This is a genomic window from Paenibacillus polymyxa, assembly GCF_001719045.1.
Classification (GTDB): domain Bacteria; phylum Bacillota; class Bacilli; order Paenibacillales; family Paenibacillaceae; genus Paenibacillus; species Paenibacillus polymyxa_B.
Map to the genome: position 1 here is coordinate 1,205,876 of NZ_CP015423.1, position 19,642 is coordinate 1,225,517.

17 protein-coding genes and 1 pseudogene are annotated in these 19,642 nt (G+C 38.4%); 7 read left to right on the top strand and 11 right to left on the bottom strand.

Annotated elements, in window-relative coordinates; genetic code table 11:
- Positions 1-302: 302 nt before the first annotated feature.
- Positions 303-1,181, bottom strand: coding sequence for an AraC family transcriptional regulator (locus tag AOU00_RS05470; protein ID WP_061828767.1), 879 nt, complete (start codon positions 1,179-1,181; stop codon positions 303-305).
- A gap of 466 nt (positions 1,182-1,647) precedes the next feature.
- On the opposite strand from AOU00_RS05470, the pseudogene AOU00_RS26955 reads away from it, so the two are divergent.
- The 6 genes and pseudogenes from AOU00_RS26955 to AOU00_RS05500 all read left to right on the top strand — a co-directional run.
- Positions 1,648-3,642, top strand: a pseudogene (locus AOU00_RS26955) (contractile injection system protein, VgrG/Pvc8 family); the annotation flags it as partial.
- Between the two features lie 201 nt (positions 3,643-3,843).
- Positions 3,844-4,869: a hypothetical protein gene (locus tag AOU00_RS26960; protein WP_231109386.1), complete on the top strand. Its 1,026-nt coding sequence runs from the start codon at positions 3,844-3,846 to the stop codon at positions 4,867-4,869.
- 2 nt (positions 4,870-4,871) lie between these two features.
- On the top strand, positions 4,872-5,357 hold the full coding sequence (locus AOU00_RS05485) for a hypothetical protein (protein ID WP_061828766.1): 486 nt from the start codon (positions 4,872-4,874) through the stop codon (positions 5,355-5,357).
- Between the two features lie 242 nt (positions 5,358-5,599).
- Positions 5,600-6,124, top strand: coding sequence for a hypothetical protein (locus AOU00_RS05490; RefSeq protein WP_069290124.1), 525 nt, complete (start codon positions 5,600-5,602; stop codon positions 6,122-6,124).
- Between the two features lie 273 nt (positions 6,125-6,397).
- Positions 6,398-6,757 (top strand): putative zinc-binding protein, encoded by a 360-nt coding sequence (locus tag AOU00_RS05495; RefSeq protein ID WP_013311396.1) that lies wholly within the window; start codon positions 6,398-6,400, stop codon positions 6,755-6,757.
- Between the two features lie 660 nt (positions 6,758-7,417).
- On the top strand, positions 7,418-8,845 hold the full coding sequence (locus AOU00_RS05500; protein WP_069290125.1) for a pyridoxal phosphate-dependent decarboxylase family protein: 1,428 nt from the start codon (positions 7,418-7,420) through the stop codon (positions 8,843-8,845).
- A 377-nt stretch (positions 8,846-9,222) separates the two neighbouring features.
- Here the strand turns inward: AOU00_RS05500 and AOU00_RS05505 are convergent, their stop codons facing one another.
- From AOU00_RS05505 to AOU00_RS05540, 8 genes are all read right to left on the bottom strand, one after another.
- Entirely contained in the window at positions 9,223-10,155 is a 933-nt protein-coding gene (locus AOU00_RS05505) for a M23 family metallopeptidase (RefSeq protein ID WP_061828763.1), read from the bottom strand.
- Entirely contained in the window at positions 10,156-11,280 is a 1,125-nt protein-coding gene (locus AOU00_RS05510; RefSeq protein WP_061828797.1) for a serine hydrolase, read from the bottom strand.
- A 10-nt stretch (positions 11,281-11,290) separates the two neighbouring features.
- The gene (locus tag AOU00_RS27675; protein ID WP_419538102.1) at positions 11,291-12,079 is read right to left on the bottom strand and encodes a DCC1-like thiol-disulfide oxidoreductase family protein; all 789 of its coding nucleotides are present in this window, start codon (positions 12,077-12,079) and stop codon (positions 11,291-11,293) included.
- Positions 12,080-12,623: 544 nt separating this feature from the next.
- Positions 12,624-13,307 carry a DUF5819 family protein gene (locus tag AOU00_RS05520; protein WP_061828761.1) on the bottom strand — a complete coding sequence of 228 codons (684 nt, stop codon included), beginning with the start codon at positions 13,305-13,307 and terminating at the stop codon, positions 12,624-12,626.
- Positions 13,308-13,382: 75 nt separating this feature from the next.
- The gene (locus tag AOU00_RS05525; RefSeq protein WP_039273018.1) at positions 13,383-13,700 is read right to left on the bottom strand and encodes a hypothetical protein; all 318 of its coding nucleotides are present in this window, start codon (positions 13,698-13,700) and stop codon (positions 13,383-13,385) included.
- Between the two features lie 583 nt (positions 13,701-14,283).
- Positions 14,284-14,808, bottom strand: a complete 525-nt coding sequence (locus tag AOU00_RS05530) for a VOC family protein (protein WP_061828760.1) — start codon at positions 14,806-14,808, stop codon at positions 14,284-14,286.
- Positions 14,809-14,859: 51 nt separating this feature from the next.
- Positions 14,860-15,486 carry a type 1 glutamine amidotransferase family protein gene (locus AOU00_RS05535; RefSeq protein WP_061828759.1) on the bottom strand — a complete coding sequence of 209 codons (627 nt, stop codon included), beginning with the start codon at positions 15,484-15,486 and terminating at the stop codon, positions 14,860-14,862.
- A 113-nt stretch (positions 15,487-15,599) separates the two neighbouring features.
- The gene (locus tag AOU00_RS05540) at positions 15,600-16,562 is read right to left on the bottom strand and encodes a helix-turn-helix transcriptional regulator (RefSeq protein ID WP_061828758.1); all 963 of its coding nucleotides are present in this window, start codon (positions 16,560-16,562) and stop codon (positions 15,600-15,602) included.
- Between the two features lie 372 nt (positions 16,563-16,934).
- Here AOU00_RS05540 and AOU00_RS05545 point away from each other — a divergent pair, with 372 nt between their 5' ends.
- Positions 16,935-17,249 carry a hypothetical protein gene (locus AOU00_RS05545; protein WP_237166282.1) on the top strand — a complete coding sequence of 105 codons (315 nt, stop codon included), beginning with the start codon at positions 16,935-16,937 and terminating at the stop codon, positions 17,247-17,249.
- Positions 17,250-17,814: 565 nt separating this feature from the next.
- Here the strand turns inward: AOU00_RS05545 and AOU00_RS05550 are convergent.
- Together AOU00_RS05550 and AOU00_RS05555 are read right to left on the bottom strand one after the other, a co-directional pair.
- Complete coding sequence (locus tag AOU00_RS05550) at positions 17,815-18,696, bottom strand: carbohydrate ABC transporter permease (RefSeq protein WP_013311404.1); 882 nt, start codon at positions 18,694-18,696, stop codon at positions 17,815-17,817.
- 55 nt (positions 18,697-18,751) lie between these two features.
- A complete protein-coding gene (locus AOU00_RS05555; RefSeq protein ID WP_039273005.1) occupies positions 18,752-19,633 on the bottom strand; it encodes a carbohydrate ABC transporter permease in 882 nt (293 codons plus the stop codon).
- Between the last annotated feature and the right edge of the window lie 9 nt (positions 19,634-19,642).

Sequence of the window (19,642 nt, forward strand, 5' to 3'; positions counted from 1 at the left end):
TTGACATTCCAAGATAAGGATTATTTCAAACTTAGAAGCTATAAAAGTACAACTAAATGAATAAATATTATTTCAATACCTTAAACCTCGCACTGTTCTTCAGTCTGTCGCTACATTATATTTTCAATTACATAAGTATCATTTCTATTCAAAATCATTAGTCCCGTAAAATAAATTACCTGATCTTTCTCGCCAAATGGCTGTACCTTAAAAGAAATACCTTCTTCACAAAATAAGCTTCAATTATAATAATTGAAAAAAGAGCTGTCGAAACAGCTCATGATACTTCATAATTACACGCTTTATGTTACTTTTTTTGAGATGGGGATCCATATTTCACTTTTGAAAGTCGGTGAGGTTATATCTTTACTCTCATTCCATAGGATTTCCGGGCCTTCTATTTGTTCATAGTTTGAGGATGGGAACCATTCGGAATAAATACGTCCCCACACATCTTGTAGCGCATCAGGAAATGATCCGATTGCTTCGAAGACTGCCCACGTTGAGGCAGCAACTTTAAGTTGTGTTAGGTTATCCGGACACTCCTTTGTTGTTGCAACGCCAATATAGTGATCAAGCTCCCCTTTTTCCTCCATTCTACCTTCAGAAAAGTTCGTGGACGCACTAAGCAACCCCATAGGCTCGACATTAGAAATTCTTTTAAGATTATTGATCGTTTCACCATCTAAACTTTCCCACATCGCAGCAATCTCTGGATTGACTCCGTTGAAAATAATGGGAACTCTTTTTTGGATACCAACGATGCAAAATGCCCCTTTTTCTTCAATTCGATAGTTCATTTCACTTCCCCCTTTAATGGATAACTGGAAGGTCATTCGTGGATATGCTTTAAGTGAACGGCCATTAATTCTGGCTTCAGACGGCGTTAATCCATGTAAATTTTGAAAAGCTCTTGTAAAAGAATCTGGTGAATTGTACCCGTATTTAATCGCGATATCAATAACCTTTACATTGCTATCTTTAAGCTCAAATGCTGCAAGAGTGAGGCGTCTGCGGCGGATGTATTCTGATAACGTAACACCTGCAAGAAAAGAAAACATCTTTTTAAAATGAAATTCAGAGCAGTAAGCCAACCTTGCTACCTCTTTAAAGTCAATATCATTAGTCAGGTTTTCTTCAATATACCTTATTGCTTCATTCATGCTCTTAAGCAAATCCACTATATGACCTCCTTCATCAATAGAATAACAGTAGTTGAATGTATCCATCCGACAATTCCTGCACAATATTGTAGGGTCTATTCTTATTCATAAGTTTAGTACACAAACTTATATAACATAACTAATTAAGTGAGAATATCTTTAATAATCAATGCCCTTTCAATAAAAGATCACCCCACCGGGTTTATTATAAATAATATATGTTCCATCAATAAAGATTTTCATTATTCGGTATAACCAATGGGTCATTCTGTAAACTAAATCTCTCTTTTAACCGATAAATACATATGCTGGGTTTTTATTAAATATCACCTCTCGTCCCTTTATAGCGTACAAACCTTGTAATACATATCTATCTTGACTCACTGTTATACTCATCTGCGGCTTCTGTATTCAGAAGCGAATTCAAGATGACGTACTTTACTTGGAAATACCCATCACATATAGAAAGGAGTTATGAACTCACTTGAGCGTATTATCAGATGGGATTGGATATGAAAGCCTACGCTTTTATGGTCCCTTTCAGCCACTACACATCGAACAACTTCAAATAACACGCGCCATTAACGATCATGCCTATTTACATATCAGTGGCATGCTCTCCGAAGAACAGGGAGCAGCTTGTATCGGTCAAAATATGGAGCAAGAGCCGATTGTGATCCGTCAGTTGAATGATCAGGGACAATCGTTGAGAAGACTGTTTCATGGGATTGTTGCACGTATGTCCGTACACTGTGTGCGAGGCGTGTATACATTTGAACTGGAAGCCGCTTCCCATTCGTACCAGATGGATATTAAGCGTAAAAGGCGCTCCTATCAAGATATTCACCGCACCTATGATGATCTGGTCACTGCGCTGGTTCGAAAATATCAATACGGAGATGCCATTGATACGGTAAGCAACTATGCCAAACTAGAGACATTTGTTTTACAATATGATGAGACCGATTGGGCGTTTTTAAAACGTCTCGCTTCTCGCTTTGGTTCCGTACTTGTGCCAGAGGTAACCGCAGCCTCGCCCAAGGTTTTCTTCGGGATGCCAGAAGGGAAGCAGCATAAGGTGGAACGAGATGTATTTTATCGTGTTCGAAAAACGTTTCATGAGCTGGATGCGGAAAAGCCCGGAGAACGTGCTGGCTCGTATGTCACCTATATGATCGAAAGCCTGCAATTTTATGCACTAGGCGACCTCATCACGTTACCTATTGGACAAGACAAAGAGCTGGTCGTGGTTCGAGCAGTGACAACCTTAGCAGATGGCTTACTGCGTACCCGTTACGATCTTCAAGCCGAACAAGATATCCGCTATGCGCGGTATGAAAACGATCAGGCTACTGGAATTTCGCTGACAGGAACGGTGCTCAAGGTACAACAGGATTTTGTACAGCTTCAACTGGACATTGACCCGAAGCAAGATCCTGCCAAAGCGTGCTGGTTTCCGGTGTCCACCCGTTATGTCGCCGAAGAACATAGTGGCTGGTACGATATGCCTGAGATCGGGGAACAAGTGGAATTGTATCTGCCTACCCACCGCGAACAGGATGCCTATGTCACGGACTCGCTCCGACAACAACGCCACGCAAATGTAAGGCCGAATGTTAAGGTATGGCAACATGTGCAAGGTAGCGGCGTAGAAATGTCTGAGCATGAACTGACCCTATCCACCTCCGGTGAATTTTCCATTACACTACATGAAGGTAACGGCATTACGATCGACAGTCCGGGGAATGTGCATATTCAGGGTGGTCACGTGAAGCTCGATGCTGGCGAGGAACTTTTACTCGAAGCTGGAACGGCGCTGTATCTAAAAGGCGGGTCCAGCAGCATGGTACTGGATGGTGAGACGGATACCAAAGCTCCGGTGATATATCAGGAAGGTACGGTGAAAGCTCCTGTTTTCGTAGCCGACCTCCCCCCTGTGCCTGAGCCACCATTGATGAGCATCAAAGCATACGAGGCGGCGCAAGCTCCATCGACAGCTAAGACATCATCAAGCAGCACTCCCACCGCCAAAGTAACAAGTCCGGCTGCACTTCAACAGGCCAACTCTTTGTTGGGTACGGTGTCCAAGCTATTAGGCTCCATTCCAGTGATGGGAAAAGTGGCTGGCGTTGTTGCGGGAGCTTTAGGTGGGCCTGCGACGGGTCTCATTCTGAAAGCAACCGCAATGATCTCCGTTCGGAGCAAAGGAACTCCTACGATTGGAGGCGGTAAGGGGAACGGTATTCATCCGTTGAAACACTTGGCTGGTCTAGCACTCCAAGGATTGATTAATCAATACGAGCATGATCAAGCGAGACAAGCCTACTATAGCAAGTGAATTTTAGGGAAAGTATTTACGAGTGCACGTCATATAGCGCATTCTGGTGGCCCATTAGAACTGGTTCAAAACCTGCTGAAAGAGTCAAATGCCATAGCTCAAGCGTATCAGCAAGTTCCTAAAAACATTCAGAAGAAATGGCTCTGAGATTATGAGGAAAAACAACGCCTTCAAGCAGCACAAACGCAGAAACATGAGAATCCAAAACTGGCATTATGGAGAGAAAGAAAAACTAGTGAATATACTTCATATTGGAATCAAACTGATTATTTTACAGCCAACTGGTGGCAGGATGAAAATAAGCTAAAACAAGCAGAGCAAGCACTGCGCACTGAAATTACAATGAAGCGCAAACTATCACTGTATGATATTAAAGATCCTAATAAATTGGCCGCCATCCAGCGTATCTTCAATGCAAAACGCACACACGTATGGGATGAAGGAACTCTCAATGCCATTGAAGATGGTTTAGTAGCGATGGGTGTGGACTCTACAAATGCTATTGAGTTGGACAAAGAGAAAATGGATGCACTCATTACTCGATACAATCAAGGCTTTATTGGACAAAAATCTGGAGATTACATGGAAAGGACAGGCTTAAGCGATTTAGTCGAAGAAACGACTTATGGGATTGTAGCAGCCCGGATCGGTATGGGGAGTGCAGGAAGTTCTCCTGCTAGGTCTAGCCAGCCACCTATTGCAGAAAATCCGCCTGCAAAACCCAATTCAAAGGGTGGTCCAGGTGTAAACAGACCCATTGATGAGTTCAATGATTCGGCGATTTATAATGGGGCAAATTCAAGTAGACCTAAGGAGTCACCTAAACTACCGAATTTGAGCAAGCCTCCTGAAGATACTCTAAAAGCTTCTAATGTTGGCAGTGTAGTCAAGAGTGGAAATAAAACGAAATATACAAATTCGGCTGGTAATGAGTTAATTTGGGATGATCAACATCCGAAAAATATTAATCGCGATATTGATAATCTTTTAAACAGTAAAGACCCGGGAAAAGCTACTGAGGCAAAAGTAGCTTCCGCTGTTAGAGAAAATAAGGAAGTAACAGCATTTGGCCAAAAAATTCAAAGGTCAGATGGTAACCCGGCGGGCGATTTTGACGTAGTAACTAAGGATGAAATTATTGAAGTTAAGAAATCATTAAAAGCTGTTACAAATGTTGAACAGTTTGATAAATACGTTAATGTAAATCATGACGGTTATTTTAATCATAACCAGAAGAAAGTCATTTTATATATTGACAAGCCATTGACTAATTTACATCAGAACGATCTGAAAAAATTGGAAGTTATTAAATCTAAAGGTGTTACTATTGTAAACTCTATAGATGAACTCAAGGAGGTATTAAAGTAAAGATGGGGACTCCGGCAGTTATTTTAACGAATAAAGAGAGATATTCTCCTGAGAAGCTGTTAGCAGATACTATAGTTGCAGCCTTTCATTCGGATGCATCTCTCTATTTCTACAACAATAAAAATTACTCAGATGAAGGGAAGTTTTCATATACAACGCTGAATATTAATAATAGATCATTTGCGGGGAACAACGAATCTTCATTAATCTTTTATATTCATAGTATTAATAGTTCAAGTATTGATTTTTACTATCACGAAGATTTAGGTTTAGATACAAATTTATTGCTATGCCAAGTCGGGCATATTGAGGATATCTATGGTAATCAAGAGTTGATATTCAATTTTATTTACGAATACCTCAAGCTAAATCCTGATGATTATTTTTGGATTGCAGATTATGATTGGGTTTACAGTTGGGAAGACATACAAAAATTAAAATTATTACCGTATGACCCAGATTGGTGCTATAAGAATCCTAAAAACTAACTTATGAGTACAATGTGATAACAAGATCGTACAATACAACAAACCAAACACTAAAAAAGACATAAAATTGGTAAACCTTCAAAGGCTTATTTCGACTTGAATCTATGAGTAGGAATGAGCTTTTTTTGTATACTCAAAATCAAAAGAAGACGAAAATAATGTCAAAACGAAAACTGCGCATTTACGCTTAAAGAAAATGTTGCTGACGTACTTACCAGCTGGTATAAAGGAGACTAACGATTATGAAGATGGAAAAATTTAAACATATTTCAATGAGAGGTAGAGTGGCATATGGTATTAGCTGCTTTGAGAACACTATTATCACCTTGAAATATGATGTTAATGATTGGAAGATCGTTTTAAATTATTTATGTAAATTCACTAATATACAATACTTAGATGATTGGAATGATATTGTTGTCGAATTAATTCCTGAGAATTTAACAGAATTCAAAACATACGAGGAGGAAGAGTTTGAGAAGTTGAGTAAAGATAAATTCATGTATTTGTATAGCTTATATCAAAATATTGATGGATCAGTCGACGCCTTACTACAAAGTATTTATGAGCTTGGTATCAGTCATGCGCACACTGTGATTGAAGGATACGGCGAAAGCAGTTTGAAATCTTTGGAGAGAATTATAAAGTTCATGATAGATTACAATTTTCCATTGCCAAATATCGAACCATTTTTAAAATTTTCTATAGAAGAAAATAAAGGATGGGGTGACAAGTTTGATGGTACAAAATTATCTAAAATTCTTTAGCAGGGAAATTGATTAATTTAAGTGTACCAAACATTAAAATTTCAGAAGCTTATTCCCACTTGAATCTATGAGTAGGGATAAGCTTTTTTCTAATCTAGCTGATTTATATACACACAGTTAGCTCTATAATAGATTTTACAAAATATTGTCGTGATCACGATCACGGTTTAGACTGTAAATTTAAGTTAAAATACAAACAATTTTAAATTTATTTCAGCTGAAACCAAAGATACTGTGATCGATCACAAAGAAAAAACAAGGAAGTGTACAAAGATGAAAAGAACTGATTTACCTCTTGTCTATTCTTGTTCTGGATGTTCCTCCGCAGCACAAACCGCTAACATGATCGCTATACAAATGGATCGAGAAAAAGTCGCTGAAATGTCCTGCATTGCTGGTGTTGGTGGTGATGTCAAACCACTTGTCAGAACAGCAAAATCGGGACGTGACATCATTGCAATTGACGGCTGTCCCTTGTCCTGTTGCAAGAGTTGCTTAGCAAGGCATGAAGTTCAACCCAAACACCATTTCCTGCTGTCTGACTTTGACGTACCCAAGATCATAGGAGAAGATCCTAACCCCGATCATTATAGGAATGCTTACACACAAATCTTAGAACAAATTGGACAATAATTCTTAGTCAAAATTAAGGTGTGTATCGAAAGATGGCTCTTATTATGTAACAATATCATAAATTAGTTTTTACTGGTGGCTCCTAACACATCTTTAAGGGCCACCAGTATTTTTTTACTTCCAGTTTAATCATTAGATATAAAAATCCTTAAGAATTTGGAGCACTAATTGGAAAAAGAGTTTCAATACATATCTATTTTGATATTATTCATATTCATCAGAGGACAAAATCTATTCGAAGGGGGAATGTTATATCTCCAGATTCATTTTTCAAATTCTTAAGCAGCTCATTTGCAACATATGGCAAAGCGTTTTCGAACACTTTTCTTACAAGTACTAACTAAGGTTCCCCCTCCTATATTCAAGCTCCCCGCCTCCTTAGCTGCCTTGTAAAATTACTCGTCATTACCATCCAGGCAACACAGCAACTATGTAACTGCTTACCAGCCTTGAGTTGGAGTACTATACATTCTCAACATCACGTTTCCAACATTTGCACTGAACGACGATTTATAGCCCTCTTTGTCCTTAAAAATTACTTTACGTAATAGCGAAGTGTCTAAAAATAAACGTAATGATGAAATTGGTAAATATCACAAAATGACAACAGATGTTATATTATACTTTGGTTGAAGTTAAACAAAGGAGATGGAGTTGCTTATGATGAATCAAGAACCAAATCAGCAATTAGGTGAGATTATTGAGCAGTTCGTACATTCATTTATAGCAGAAAACAATAATATTCGATCTCAAAAAGTAATCAACATTGCAGATGAGGATACAATAGCTCATTTAAGGGAAATTGGCTTTCCCAAAAAAGGAAGACCCGTAAAAGAGGTTGTCGATGAAATGAGGAAAAACGTCTATCCTCATCAAGCCTTCATGCAACACCCTCGTTTTTTCGCAATGATTCCTAGCCCCGTGTCTGTTTACTCTTGGTTAGGAGATATCATGACCTGTGCTTATAATACCCACGCCGGAAGCTGGATGCAGAGTTCGAGCGCAAGCCTTTTAGAGGGGGAAGTGATCCGGTGGATGTGTGACCAAGCAGGATATCCTGATACTGCCGGGGGCTTATTTCTATCGGGCGGATCGCTGTCGAATTTGACCGCTTTAGCGGCTGCACGTAATGCAAGGTTATCCGAGCAGGAATATGCCATTGGAACTGCTTATGTTTCAGATCAAACTCATTCATCGGTCGCCAAAGGGCTACGCATCCTCGGATTCCGTAGTGATCAAATCAGAAAGGTTCCAAGTGATAAAAATTTTCGTATAGATGTTTCAGCCTTAGAGAAAAAAATAATGGATGATCAGGCGGCTGGCATGAAGCCTTTTGCGATCATTGCCACGGCGGGCACAACCAATACAGGAAGCATTGACCCGTTAAACGAAATTGCTGACCTATGTGAAAAACATAATATTTGGTTACACGTGGATGGAGCTTACGGTGCGTCGATTTTGGCTTCTTCGAAATATAAGTCTCTTTTGTGCGGGATATCGCGTTCAGATAGTATCACCTGGGATGCACACAAATGGCTAATGCAGACCTATTCCTGTAGCGTGGTTTTAGCCAAAGATAAGCAGCAACTCAAAAACTGCTTCAGCACACGCCCAGAATATTTGAAGGATGCCGAGACTGATGAAGAACATATTAATTATTGGGATTTGGGTCCAGAGTTAACCCGGCCTGCTCGAAGTCTGAAACTATGGGTGACACTGCAAGCTTTAGGCACGAATGCTGTCGGTGAAGTTATAGAGCATGGAGTTCAACTCGCAGAATGGGCTGAAGATGAAATCAAAAAACATAATCACTGGGAAATTGTATGCCCCGCGCAATTAGCGATTGTCAATTTTCGATATGCACCACCTGGGCTATCCGACCAGGAAATAGATTCACTCAATAAAAGGATCTCCCAAGAAATGGTAACGAATGGGTACGCCACAGTGCTTACGACACAACTCAATGGAAAGACTGTTCTCAGAATCTGCGCAATTCACCCGGACACTACGGAAGATGAGATAAGGAATACAGTTCAGCTTTTATCGAATATAGCAAGATCATTGAATGAGAAAAAAGTTTTTTTATGATGTTCAATTGTGAAAATGAAGTGCTACACTTTCTGTAAATAAATAAAAATGCTCAGCATTACGAAAATAAGAGGGGCACGCCGCCCCTCTTTACTGTTTCCCAAACATCTTCCAAGTTATTTGCCATTGTGCAATGCAGTAACAATGAACAGCACTCAATCCTAAAATGTTATTTGGATACAAAGTTGCTCTTAAATCCTCATTCATCAATGCTTCTCATCTCGATATATCACTACCACGCACTCCACGTGTGTCGAGACGATGGTAAGGATATACCTCTCGCTTAAGTTGAAAATACTTGCTTTGAAGAACAATACACCATACTGAAAATCTGGTAAACAAATTCTCAAACCGACTTTCTAGGTAGGTATACATTTTTAACGAAAAATAAGTGTTTGATTAAATAGCAAATCATTTCTCTTTAAGTAATTACCATTAAAAGTAATAGGAACCGAGGTTCCATTGAAGTAATCTCTCTTATTGTCATGTTTTATAGCATGAACATGAAGATGCGGCTCACTACTGTAACCTGAGTTCCCTACTTTCGCAATTTCTTGTCCAACCTTGACAAAATCATTTTTCTTGACTAATAGACTATTTTTCTTCAAGTGTAACAACAGAATATTATATCCTTTGTGTTTGATGATAATCATATTTGTAGTACTACGACCCAGGGAGTTTGGGACATTATCTTCTACTCCATCCACAACTTCGATAATTCTACCCTCAACCGGACTATATACTGAATCATTATAAATGGGATAGGATTTTAAAGATTCAGGATTATCAAATATTCCTTTTCTTGAACCTAACGGGGTGAGCTTAGTTATATCCACCGCATATTTCAGAGTACGATGCGAAAAGTGATAGTTCATAGATGAACTCATTCCACCATTCACTACCTCGTAAGTCCCTCCTTTCAAGGGGAACGCTAAATCGACTGCATCTTCGTGTTTAGGAGTGGATGTAATGTATGAAATACTAAATAAAATACATATAAAAACTTGATATATTGCTAATAAACCATAAAGATAAAGGAATATTCGTGTTTTTCTATTTAAGCCATTAAATTTAAAAGAGCGTAAAGTAACCATTTGACGGAATAAGGAACATCCAAACAATACAATGCAAACCGGACGTAAATAATAGCTAATTTCTGTCCAATCATTTATAAATAAAATCATGAACGTATATGCACTTGTAAACAAAGCGTGTATATACCACGAAATACGATTTTTAAATGGAAAGTAAGCCATGATCCAGTAAAGTATAAGCGGAATCAGCAGCATTTTTACAAAATAAAAAAACATTCAATTTCTTCCCTTATCATATGATAATTTGCTTCTTACCTCTTCTTGAAATGCAGTATCCGTTAATAATTTGTAAAAAAACAAATCCATCTTCTGCTTGAGCCAAATATGATCCATCCCAGAATCATCTTGAATAAACATGGCTAGTTGAATGTCATTTCCTTCTCGATCCGTACAATATAAAGCCTCTGTTAGAACAGAAATGGTAGATCCACCTTTGTTTCCGAACTCTATTAACTTGGAGTTATCCACTTGTCGCTGAATTAGCATTTTTAGATATGGATTTATAGTAGAAGGAACCAACTCCTCCTTGTGTATGAGCTTCATGAGATAAGCATATTCTTTAGTCGTTGAACGAGGAAGCTTGCGCGATTCCAGCACTTGAAGCTTTCGTACATAATTCTGCCTGGTGTTCCATTTCTGAATACATTCTATCCCCTGATCACGATTTAAAATCTGATGAATTTCAATAGATTTTTTCATATATTCCTCGTAGCTCATCTCACTTATCTTTTGTATCGACTCTTTAAAGCCTATGTTTTCGGTCTCTTGGATATAAGGAGACATGAATCCCGCAGATGAAAAAGGAAAGATTTTATCATGAGAAGAAAGTGAGAGCTTCATAATATTCTCATTTATCTTATCCAAACCCATTTTCGCCATTAGAAATTCTGTATTGGCATTGGAACTATATGCTAACATACCATGAGTAATATCCAATAACGTAATTTTACCTTGAACCTCTTTATGGTTTGCGCGAATGGATTTGATCCAGTTATGATGAGCGTTACCATCGGAACCAGGAATATAAAACTTATTTAATTCCTCTAAAGGAACAAGTTCCTGCTCGTCTAATATTTTCGCCACAACTTGGCGAGCAAATTCGATAGCAATGATCACTTTGGCCGTGCTGGCAAGCGGCATTTTAACTTCTGAGTTATAGCTGATTTTCTCCATACCATTTTTGATCATAAACAAAGATGCTTTACTCGGATTTTCCTTTAAAAAGCTCAGAACATCCATTTCTGTTTTCTTATTATTTTGGCGCTTCGCAATGAACAAAAACAGGATACATATGAGAACAAATATTAAAATTATAGCTACTATCCATAAAATTATTTTCATGCTTTGCTCCTTAATGGACACGCTTAGGGTAAAGTTCACATAAATCATCACAGTTCCCCACAGGGATCACTTTTCTTTTAGAAGCTATATAATCATACAAATAACCGCCTATACCCATTTTTTTGAAAATAATTATAAAGGGAACCGCCCACCAAAGATACGGTATTCTTGTACAAATTTGTGCAATAGAGTCAATTCCGCGTTGTATTTTATTGGGATCATTCAGTGAGAAACTATGCATTCGCCTTTCTAATTCATTAACATCTAATTTGTATGCTTGAACCAATGAAGAATTCCGAAAACTAACAAGCCGTAGCATTCTAAAATAATCTAGCTTATACAAATTGTCTTTTATATTTGTACAGACAGGGCACCAACCATCATAGAAAACCAGAATTTGTTTGTCTTGAAAACTTACATATCCTAATCTTCTTGTTTTTCTTCGAATTGTAATTGATATTTTCCGGAAACTGATCTTTGAAAAATGGTATAACTTTTTATATTCTCGATCCGTAAACAACAATAATTCCATAACAATCATAATTAGTGAAAATGTCAGTAAGCCCATACCTATACCGATTCCTACATGAAACAATATCATAGCAATAACTACAAACGGTTTAAGGCCTTTATTAATTACAGCAAAAGGAAAAGCTATTTTAACAATTATAGATAAATAAGTGAATAAAATGGTGAGCCCAACATAATGGTTAACCATATAATCCAAAATAGGTCTGCTAAACTCTCTCACCTGAGAGATATAATAGAGTGCCGTTCCGTTTTGCCACATTTCCCCCATAAGCTGGTACATTCCTGAGAAGAAATAAACAATACACAGTTGTATAATACAAAAAAGTACTGCAAAATTGTGAATTATTATGGATAACTTATAGAGTAAAGAGTCTTTCGAGTCTTTTCCACGTGAGTTGTTCGTTTTGGAATCCAAAGAGAAATAGGCAGTGTTATTGGTGAACAACAGAAAAAACATATTCACTATAAGTAAGTTGTCTCCTCCGTCACTTATATGAAAAGAACGAACATACAGTGAATAAAAAAATAGATAGGTCAGAATTGAAAAAAGGCGGCCTTTGTAACCAATTAAATAAAAAATAGTAACCACAATTCCTAAATGATAGATAAAGTCAAAAAATAAAGCTGATGAATTCAAATTATATAAAGACCATGTTAATGACTTGTACCCGGCAGAATATATATTAATTCCAGATTCGTGCCAAAAAAAATATCTTTGTTTATAATGGATAAAATAATTGAAAAGTAATATCAACCCGATACATATCCGAAGGATACTTGTGCCAATAAGAAAGCGTTCATTCATAAAAAAATTACGGTAATTCAACAACATCCTTTACAACTCCTTTCCAACCATATACGACATTATCTTCTTTCACTTTAAAATGAAGATCATCTCGCTTTGAATATGGAATTGCATCCGATATTGAAGTCATAAACTGGACATCGGTTATTTCATGTTTCAAAAACTCTCTTTTCGCAAACGCAGAAGCATAGCGGTATATGATTTGTTCAACTTGATCCGAATCCTTTTCTAAAGAAGCATTTATTTCTTTGGCGACATTATCTTTTTTAGATATTTTCTCCATTAATTTATATGTTAGATCATCTTTTCCTCCTATATATAATTGATGTATGTATCCACTTCCAATTCTGAGCATCCTATTATAAGGTGAAAATACTGTCGTCTCATTCGTCCTGATCATAGGTTCAGTAACATCATACCAATTGCTTATAACAGTTGTGTTACTGCCCTCCCCCTTATACTTCACACGTACATATAATTTTAGATTTTGAGTCATAGGCTGGGGAGCAAATAGATGCCAGTTTTGTTGAAAAAACCGTCCAACATAGTTATCAGTTACTGATTTCAATGAAACAGAGACCGGGTTAAGCGGTCCAGCGTGAAGAAAAATAAAGAAGAAATGAACCATCAAGAACAACGATAAAGAGAATAACGTAGCATTTAAAATACACGTTTCGCTTCTTTTTTTCATTTAAGCAATCACCTCTTTTTAATAACATCAGGGAGAGAGAAATATAAAAATCTGATCCTCTCCCTGATATTTAAGCTATTTATCAAAAATTACATCTGCATTCTCTACATCACTACTAGAAACACCTGTACCTAATAGACTTCCTAAGCGGGTCGCTTCTCTCAAAGCATCCTTGTTAGCATCCCAAGCTGATTTACCAACTTGCCATGCTTTACGAGCAAGGGATGTTATTGCTTGAGGCTCAACAGCAGCACCATTTGCATGCGCGCTAATTAAAGGAGAAGAATTTCCAGAGGAAACGTCATAATCAGAAGCGTAAGAAGCGCTTAAACTTACAGTAGAGAAGGCTGTGATGGCTAGAGCCAGACTAAGTATTGTTAATTTTTTCTTCATAGATAATTCCTCCTAAGATGGTTAGTAACAAAATAATTTTTAATCTCTTAGTTTTATAACTTTTTTATATGACTATTATTGAATATAATTACTTAATATATCACTCCCTTCCATATTTTATATCTTATTTTCCCTTGCCAAAAATCATAAACATAAATTTTTAGTAATTAAAATTAAAAATTATTTCGGATTATATCTTATTCCAGCAGGTGCCGCGCTTCATTTTATAAACCATCGAAAGAAGAAAACAATAACTTGCCATTCCTCCCTCTATCAGAGTTACCATGCATGCACACACTCATACCACAGGAGGAGTAATGTATCCTGTCAAATTGGCTAGATTGTTTCAAGAAGAATTACGCCAGCGATTTTGTAAACAACATGATTAAAACGTAGCAGAATGTCTACAAGCTCCATCAAACTCTATGCCTTAAATATTTCATGTCTACATTTTTCAAATGATTAAAAATAAAAACCCGCTCAATGAGCGGGTTCCAGTATAGAGGCGAGGGGATATATTCAAGCTTTCCTTAACATCTCTCAGCAAACCGTCACTCTTAATATTTTTAAAAAGTGATTGCCTTTATTCTCCACTAAAGCTGTTGGCCCATTCAGCAACCCTACGACTACTTTCTTCTTCTGACAAATCCTCAATCCTGGTCATAATAGACCATCTTACTCCACAAGGATCCAATATACTTCCGAATCGATCACCTGAAACAAAGTTTGTAACTGGTTCCCTTACTTTTGCTCCTCTTGCTACCGCATTTTCAAATACCTGATCAACATTCAACACGTAAATTCCGAAAGAATAACACGCATTGTCTTCATCTGGCGGCAAGACCAATTTATATGCCGGATTCGCTGCTCCCAGCTGCAAAAAACCATTTCCAAAATCTAATTCCGCATGAACAATTATTTTATTGCCATTCTCATCAGGATATTCAGTAATATCCTTAACCCTTGCATTGAAAACCGTTTTATAGAACTCTATTGCTTCCGAAGGATTCTTCACTGTAATAAAAGGGGTAATAGATGTAAAGCCGTTGGGCATTCCATTCTTTGTATATTTACCTGACACTCCCACATATTCTCTGCTTTCAGTCATTTATACTCCTCCTTTAAATGATCGTAACAGTTCAATTTTATGCTTATACCTTCATTGGATTGAATCCATCAACTCATAGTAATATTTGGATGCACGAGTCTTATTTAGACTATACCAGGCTTCTAATGTTTTAGAAGAAAATACACCCAGAGCTTTCAAGACGTGTACGGAAAATTCCAACGGAGCTGTTCCAGATGCAGTGATCAGTTTTCCATCCGTTACAGCAGACTCCACTTTGTAATACTTTTCGCCCGTGTAGGTGGGACAGATCATTTTAAGGTATTCCAGATCATTGCTTGTATGCCAACGTGAATTCAGCAATCCTGCCTGGGCAAGTCCCATGGTAGCACCACAAATCGCTGCAACCCATATCCCCTCCTCTAAACACCTCTCAGCGATTTTTAAGATGGGTTGGTGAATTGTTTCTGTCCATGTATCTCCACCGGGTAAAATCAATATATCCGTACTCTCAATGCTGCACTCATCCAGTTTAATATCAGGCAGGATTTTCAATCCGCCCATTGTAGTTACAGGAGTCTTTTCCATTCCCACGGTAACTATTTTGGATGGGACCAGCCCCTTTTTATAATATCTTCCCGAGTTCAGTTCGGCAGTTAAGTAACCGATCTCCCAGTCTGCCATTGTGTCAAACACATAAAGATATACTGTATTATTCATTTGCAAGTTCTCCTTATTTTATAATTTATCAAGTGATACCAATCATCCTTCGGTAATCAATGATTATCATCATTATAAAAAAGCTTCACTGACATCTGCTGTCAGTGAAGCTATTAAAGTTGATAGTATTCCATTAACTCCGACGCAACAGCAACAAGCTTTTTCTTCAAACTCTGTGGTTCGATGACTTGAATGGACTTCCCGTAGGGTAGGAGTAAATAAGGGACATATGTATGAAGTGATTTTTCCTCAAGCAAAAAGATGGCTTGATTGGATGTCCGCTCTTTCAGATGATGCCCCAAAAACCAATGCAGACATAAGTCATCCAATGCCTCTGGCCTGCCTTCGATCATTAAAGAAATTAAACCGTCCTTGCCTACTAAATCAGGTAACAGATTGTGCATAAAAAATTCACGGGCCGAAAAAGCTTCGGAACGCTTAAATAGGGTTGGAGTACGCTTGATTTGTAGAATCCGATCTGCCCGAAAGCTACGGATCTCATTTCTTAGGTGACAAAATGCAACAGTGTACCATTTGTTGTTCCAGTAAACCATTCCATAGGGGTCTATCACCCTATTCTTGGGTTGTTCTTCATGGCTTGTGCGATAATCCATTTCTACAGAGAATTCGTTGGCTACAGCTTGCTCCAATTCCGCCAATATCGGCTGAAGAGAAGGGTCTCCCATGCGGTTAATCACTTCAAATCCGGCTAAATGACGGCTAAGTATACTTTCCTGCTCTTGATTCGAATACATTTTCAATTTTGATGTCGCATTGCCTAATGCCTCACTCAAAGGGTATCCAGCCTCTTTTGCAAAAATAGCAGCATGAAGGAGTGCCTTTTTTTCCTCCATATCAAATAGTAGAGGCGCTCTGATAAAATTATTCAGCAAGCTATACCCGCCATTATGACCTGGGTCGGATATTATAGGCACTCCACTGGCACATAGTGCATCAATATAACGATAAACTGTCCTTATATTTATTTCTAACTTTTCGGATATTTGTTTTGCAGTCATTTTTACGCCCGAATTCAGCATCCATAGAATGGCCAGCATATTATCGTTTTTTGGCATAATATGAACCCTCATCTCTCATTAAAGTTCAATCTTTTATAAATATCTTTTTATACTCTCTCTTACTACCTATTATATGCTTTTTTCTACTCAAAACTCCCCTCCGGTATCTCCTGCTTCCAGAAATACACATTGTAAATACCGCTTCTAATGGTTCATTCTGTAAACTAAATCTCTCTTTTAACCGATAAATACATATGCTGGGTTGTTTATTAAATATCACCTCTCGTTTCTTAATACCAAACAACCCCCGTAATACATTACATATCTATCTTGACTCACAGTTTGTACTCATCTGCTGCTTCTGTAATCAGAAACGAATGCAAGATGACGTGCTTTACTTGGAAATACCCATAGAGGGGAAATAAAAAAATGAATCTTAAAGAAATTGAGAAATTACCAGATGTATTACCAACAGAAACATTAGCATTGATGTTTCAAAACGTATTGAATGAATTTAATACTGGTAAAATTGAGAAAAAGGATTTTTTATTAATTCTTAGCCAATTAACAGATAGACAAGTTATGACCTACGAGTTATTGGAAAGTGAAGTAAGAAATAGTATAGATAAGATTCTTCACAGGTTATGGAATACTGATTCTTATGATGATGTAGATATCATTCTTTCAATTGTTGTAAACCTCGGACTAAAGAATTGCTTTCAAAAAATTAAAGATTCAATATAAATAAATTAATATTGGAAGAAATAATAGAAGCAATTGAGGAAGTTGGTGAAAATATTTCGAATCCATATCATGGTTTAGAAAGATTCAAATAAGCCATGTCAATAGCTTGTTAATAACTTCGGACAAATTTAATTTATAATATTAACAGATATGCAAACCAACAACTTAACACAAATATGATAGCCTTTTAAAGGCACAGTCCCACTTGAGATACGAGTAGGAATGTGCCTTTTTCATGCCAAAAATAAGCAGTCAATTAGCAGAATGAATCCCAATTCCTATATGTATAACACAACTTGCCATTCCTCCCTATCAGGGTTACCAACCACATCATAACCTCTGATCCATTCACACAATTGGTCGGTAAATAAATATCAACACGTTCGTTTGCTTTCCATTTAATTTCTGAAAGGACTTAAAATTATGGAGCTACTTCATTAAGTATTCCCTTCAATTCAAAACCAGACTTACACAAAAAAGCACCTCCTAGCATTCATCGGACAAACCAAAAGGTTTGTTCCAATGTCTACACTAGGGGGTACTCTTCTAATCAGGGGAATCTGTTTTACCCCTTAACCGATCCTGCCGCGATTCCTTCCACAATCCGGTCACTCATGATGAGGAACACTAGCAAAATGGGCAAAATGCTGATCATCAACGTAGCTCCGATAGCTCCCCAGTCGGTCGTATATTGTCCAATAAAGTTCTGAACACCAACGGTCAGTGTTTTGTTTTCGTCCGAGCTGATGAACGTATTGACGAAAATAAACTCATTCCAGTTATAGATCATGTTAATAATAGATGTCGTTGCCATGACCGGGGTTGTCATGGGCAGCACGATCCGGAAGAACATCCGATTGACGGAGCAGCCGTCCATAACGGCCGCTTCTTCCACTTCACGGGGCAAGGCGTAATAGAAGCCCAGCAAGATCATCATCGTTGTCGGTAGATTAAAAGCAACATACGACAGGATGATGGAGAGTGAAGTGTCTGTTAAATGCAGTTTGAGAAACATACTGAACAACGGAATCAAGGTGGAATGGACTGGAATCATTAGTCCGACCATAAATAGCCCGAGAACCAGCTGACTTCCTTTCCACCGCATACGCGTAATGGCAAACGTTACAAAGCTGGCTAGCAGCACTGTCAACGCCACGGATATGACCGTAATCCACACACTATTGAAAAAATACCGCCCGATATTGCCGCTGGTCCACACATTCATATAGTTCTCCCAATGCGGCTGGGACGGGAGTGCAAACGGCGGAAGGTTAAACACTTCCTGATTATTTTTAAGCGAGAACAGCATCAGCCACACCAGCGGTAAAAGCTGCGTCACCGCCAAGATGATTAAAATGATATACAAAGCGGCATAACCGACCCGAGTTAACATTTTGCCGCGGGTAGCGACTCCTAGCGGATAGTTGGCGGCTGCCTGGGTTTTCATATCCGTTCCTCCCTCTTCCTGTCCTTTGTTACCCTCATCTATTAGCAAGACTGCATTATGAATACTGGATGGTGTCACTCGTAGCCGTAACTTTGCGGATCAGCCACGTAGCGATTAGACAGATGAGCAGCAGGGCAAAGGCTGTAGCACTGCCGTATCCAAAATCAAAGCTGCGGAATGCCTGGTGGTACATGTAAGAGGCCATCACTTCACTGGCTCCATTCGGTCCACCATCCGTCATGACGTAGATGAGGTCAAAATATTTGAGCGAGCCGACAATGGACAATATGATCGTAACGTTAATCACCTCTCGCAGCAGGGGCAATTTGATACGAGTCGCAATCTGCCAGGCACTGGCCCCGTCGATCCGGGCAGCCTCCATCAGCGTTTCGGGAATGTTTTTCAGCCCGGCATAATAGATCAGGATATAAAAGCCCGCATATTGCCAAATAATCGGAATGAACAAGGCAAACAGCACCAAGGACGGATTAGCTAACCATTCAGGCGGATTGTGGACTCCGACCGACGCCAGTATGGAATTGAACACTCCGTTCGTTGGATGATACATTTTGAGCCACAGCTGTGCGATCGCTACAGATGACAACAGCATGGGAATCAGATAAATTTTCCGCAGCAGATTCGCTCCCTTGATTTTTCCTGACAAAATCATCGCAATGACCAGATAACCGATCAGACTGATGCCTGAAAACAAGGCCAACAGCAGCGAATGCCAGGCACTTTGCCAGAATGCACTGTCAGTGAGCAAATGTTGATAATTGTCCAGCCCCACAAAAGTCATAGAGCCGATTCCATTCCACTGATTCAGGCCGTAATAGCCGGTCAGTACGATGGGTACATATATTACGGCGAATAACAGCAGCAGAGAAGGCAATACATATAGAGCAATGACAAGCTTATTGGACATGACCTTTTCCACGGTCGGACC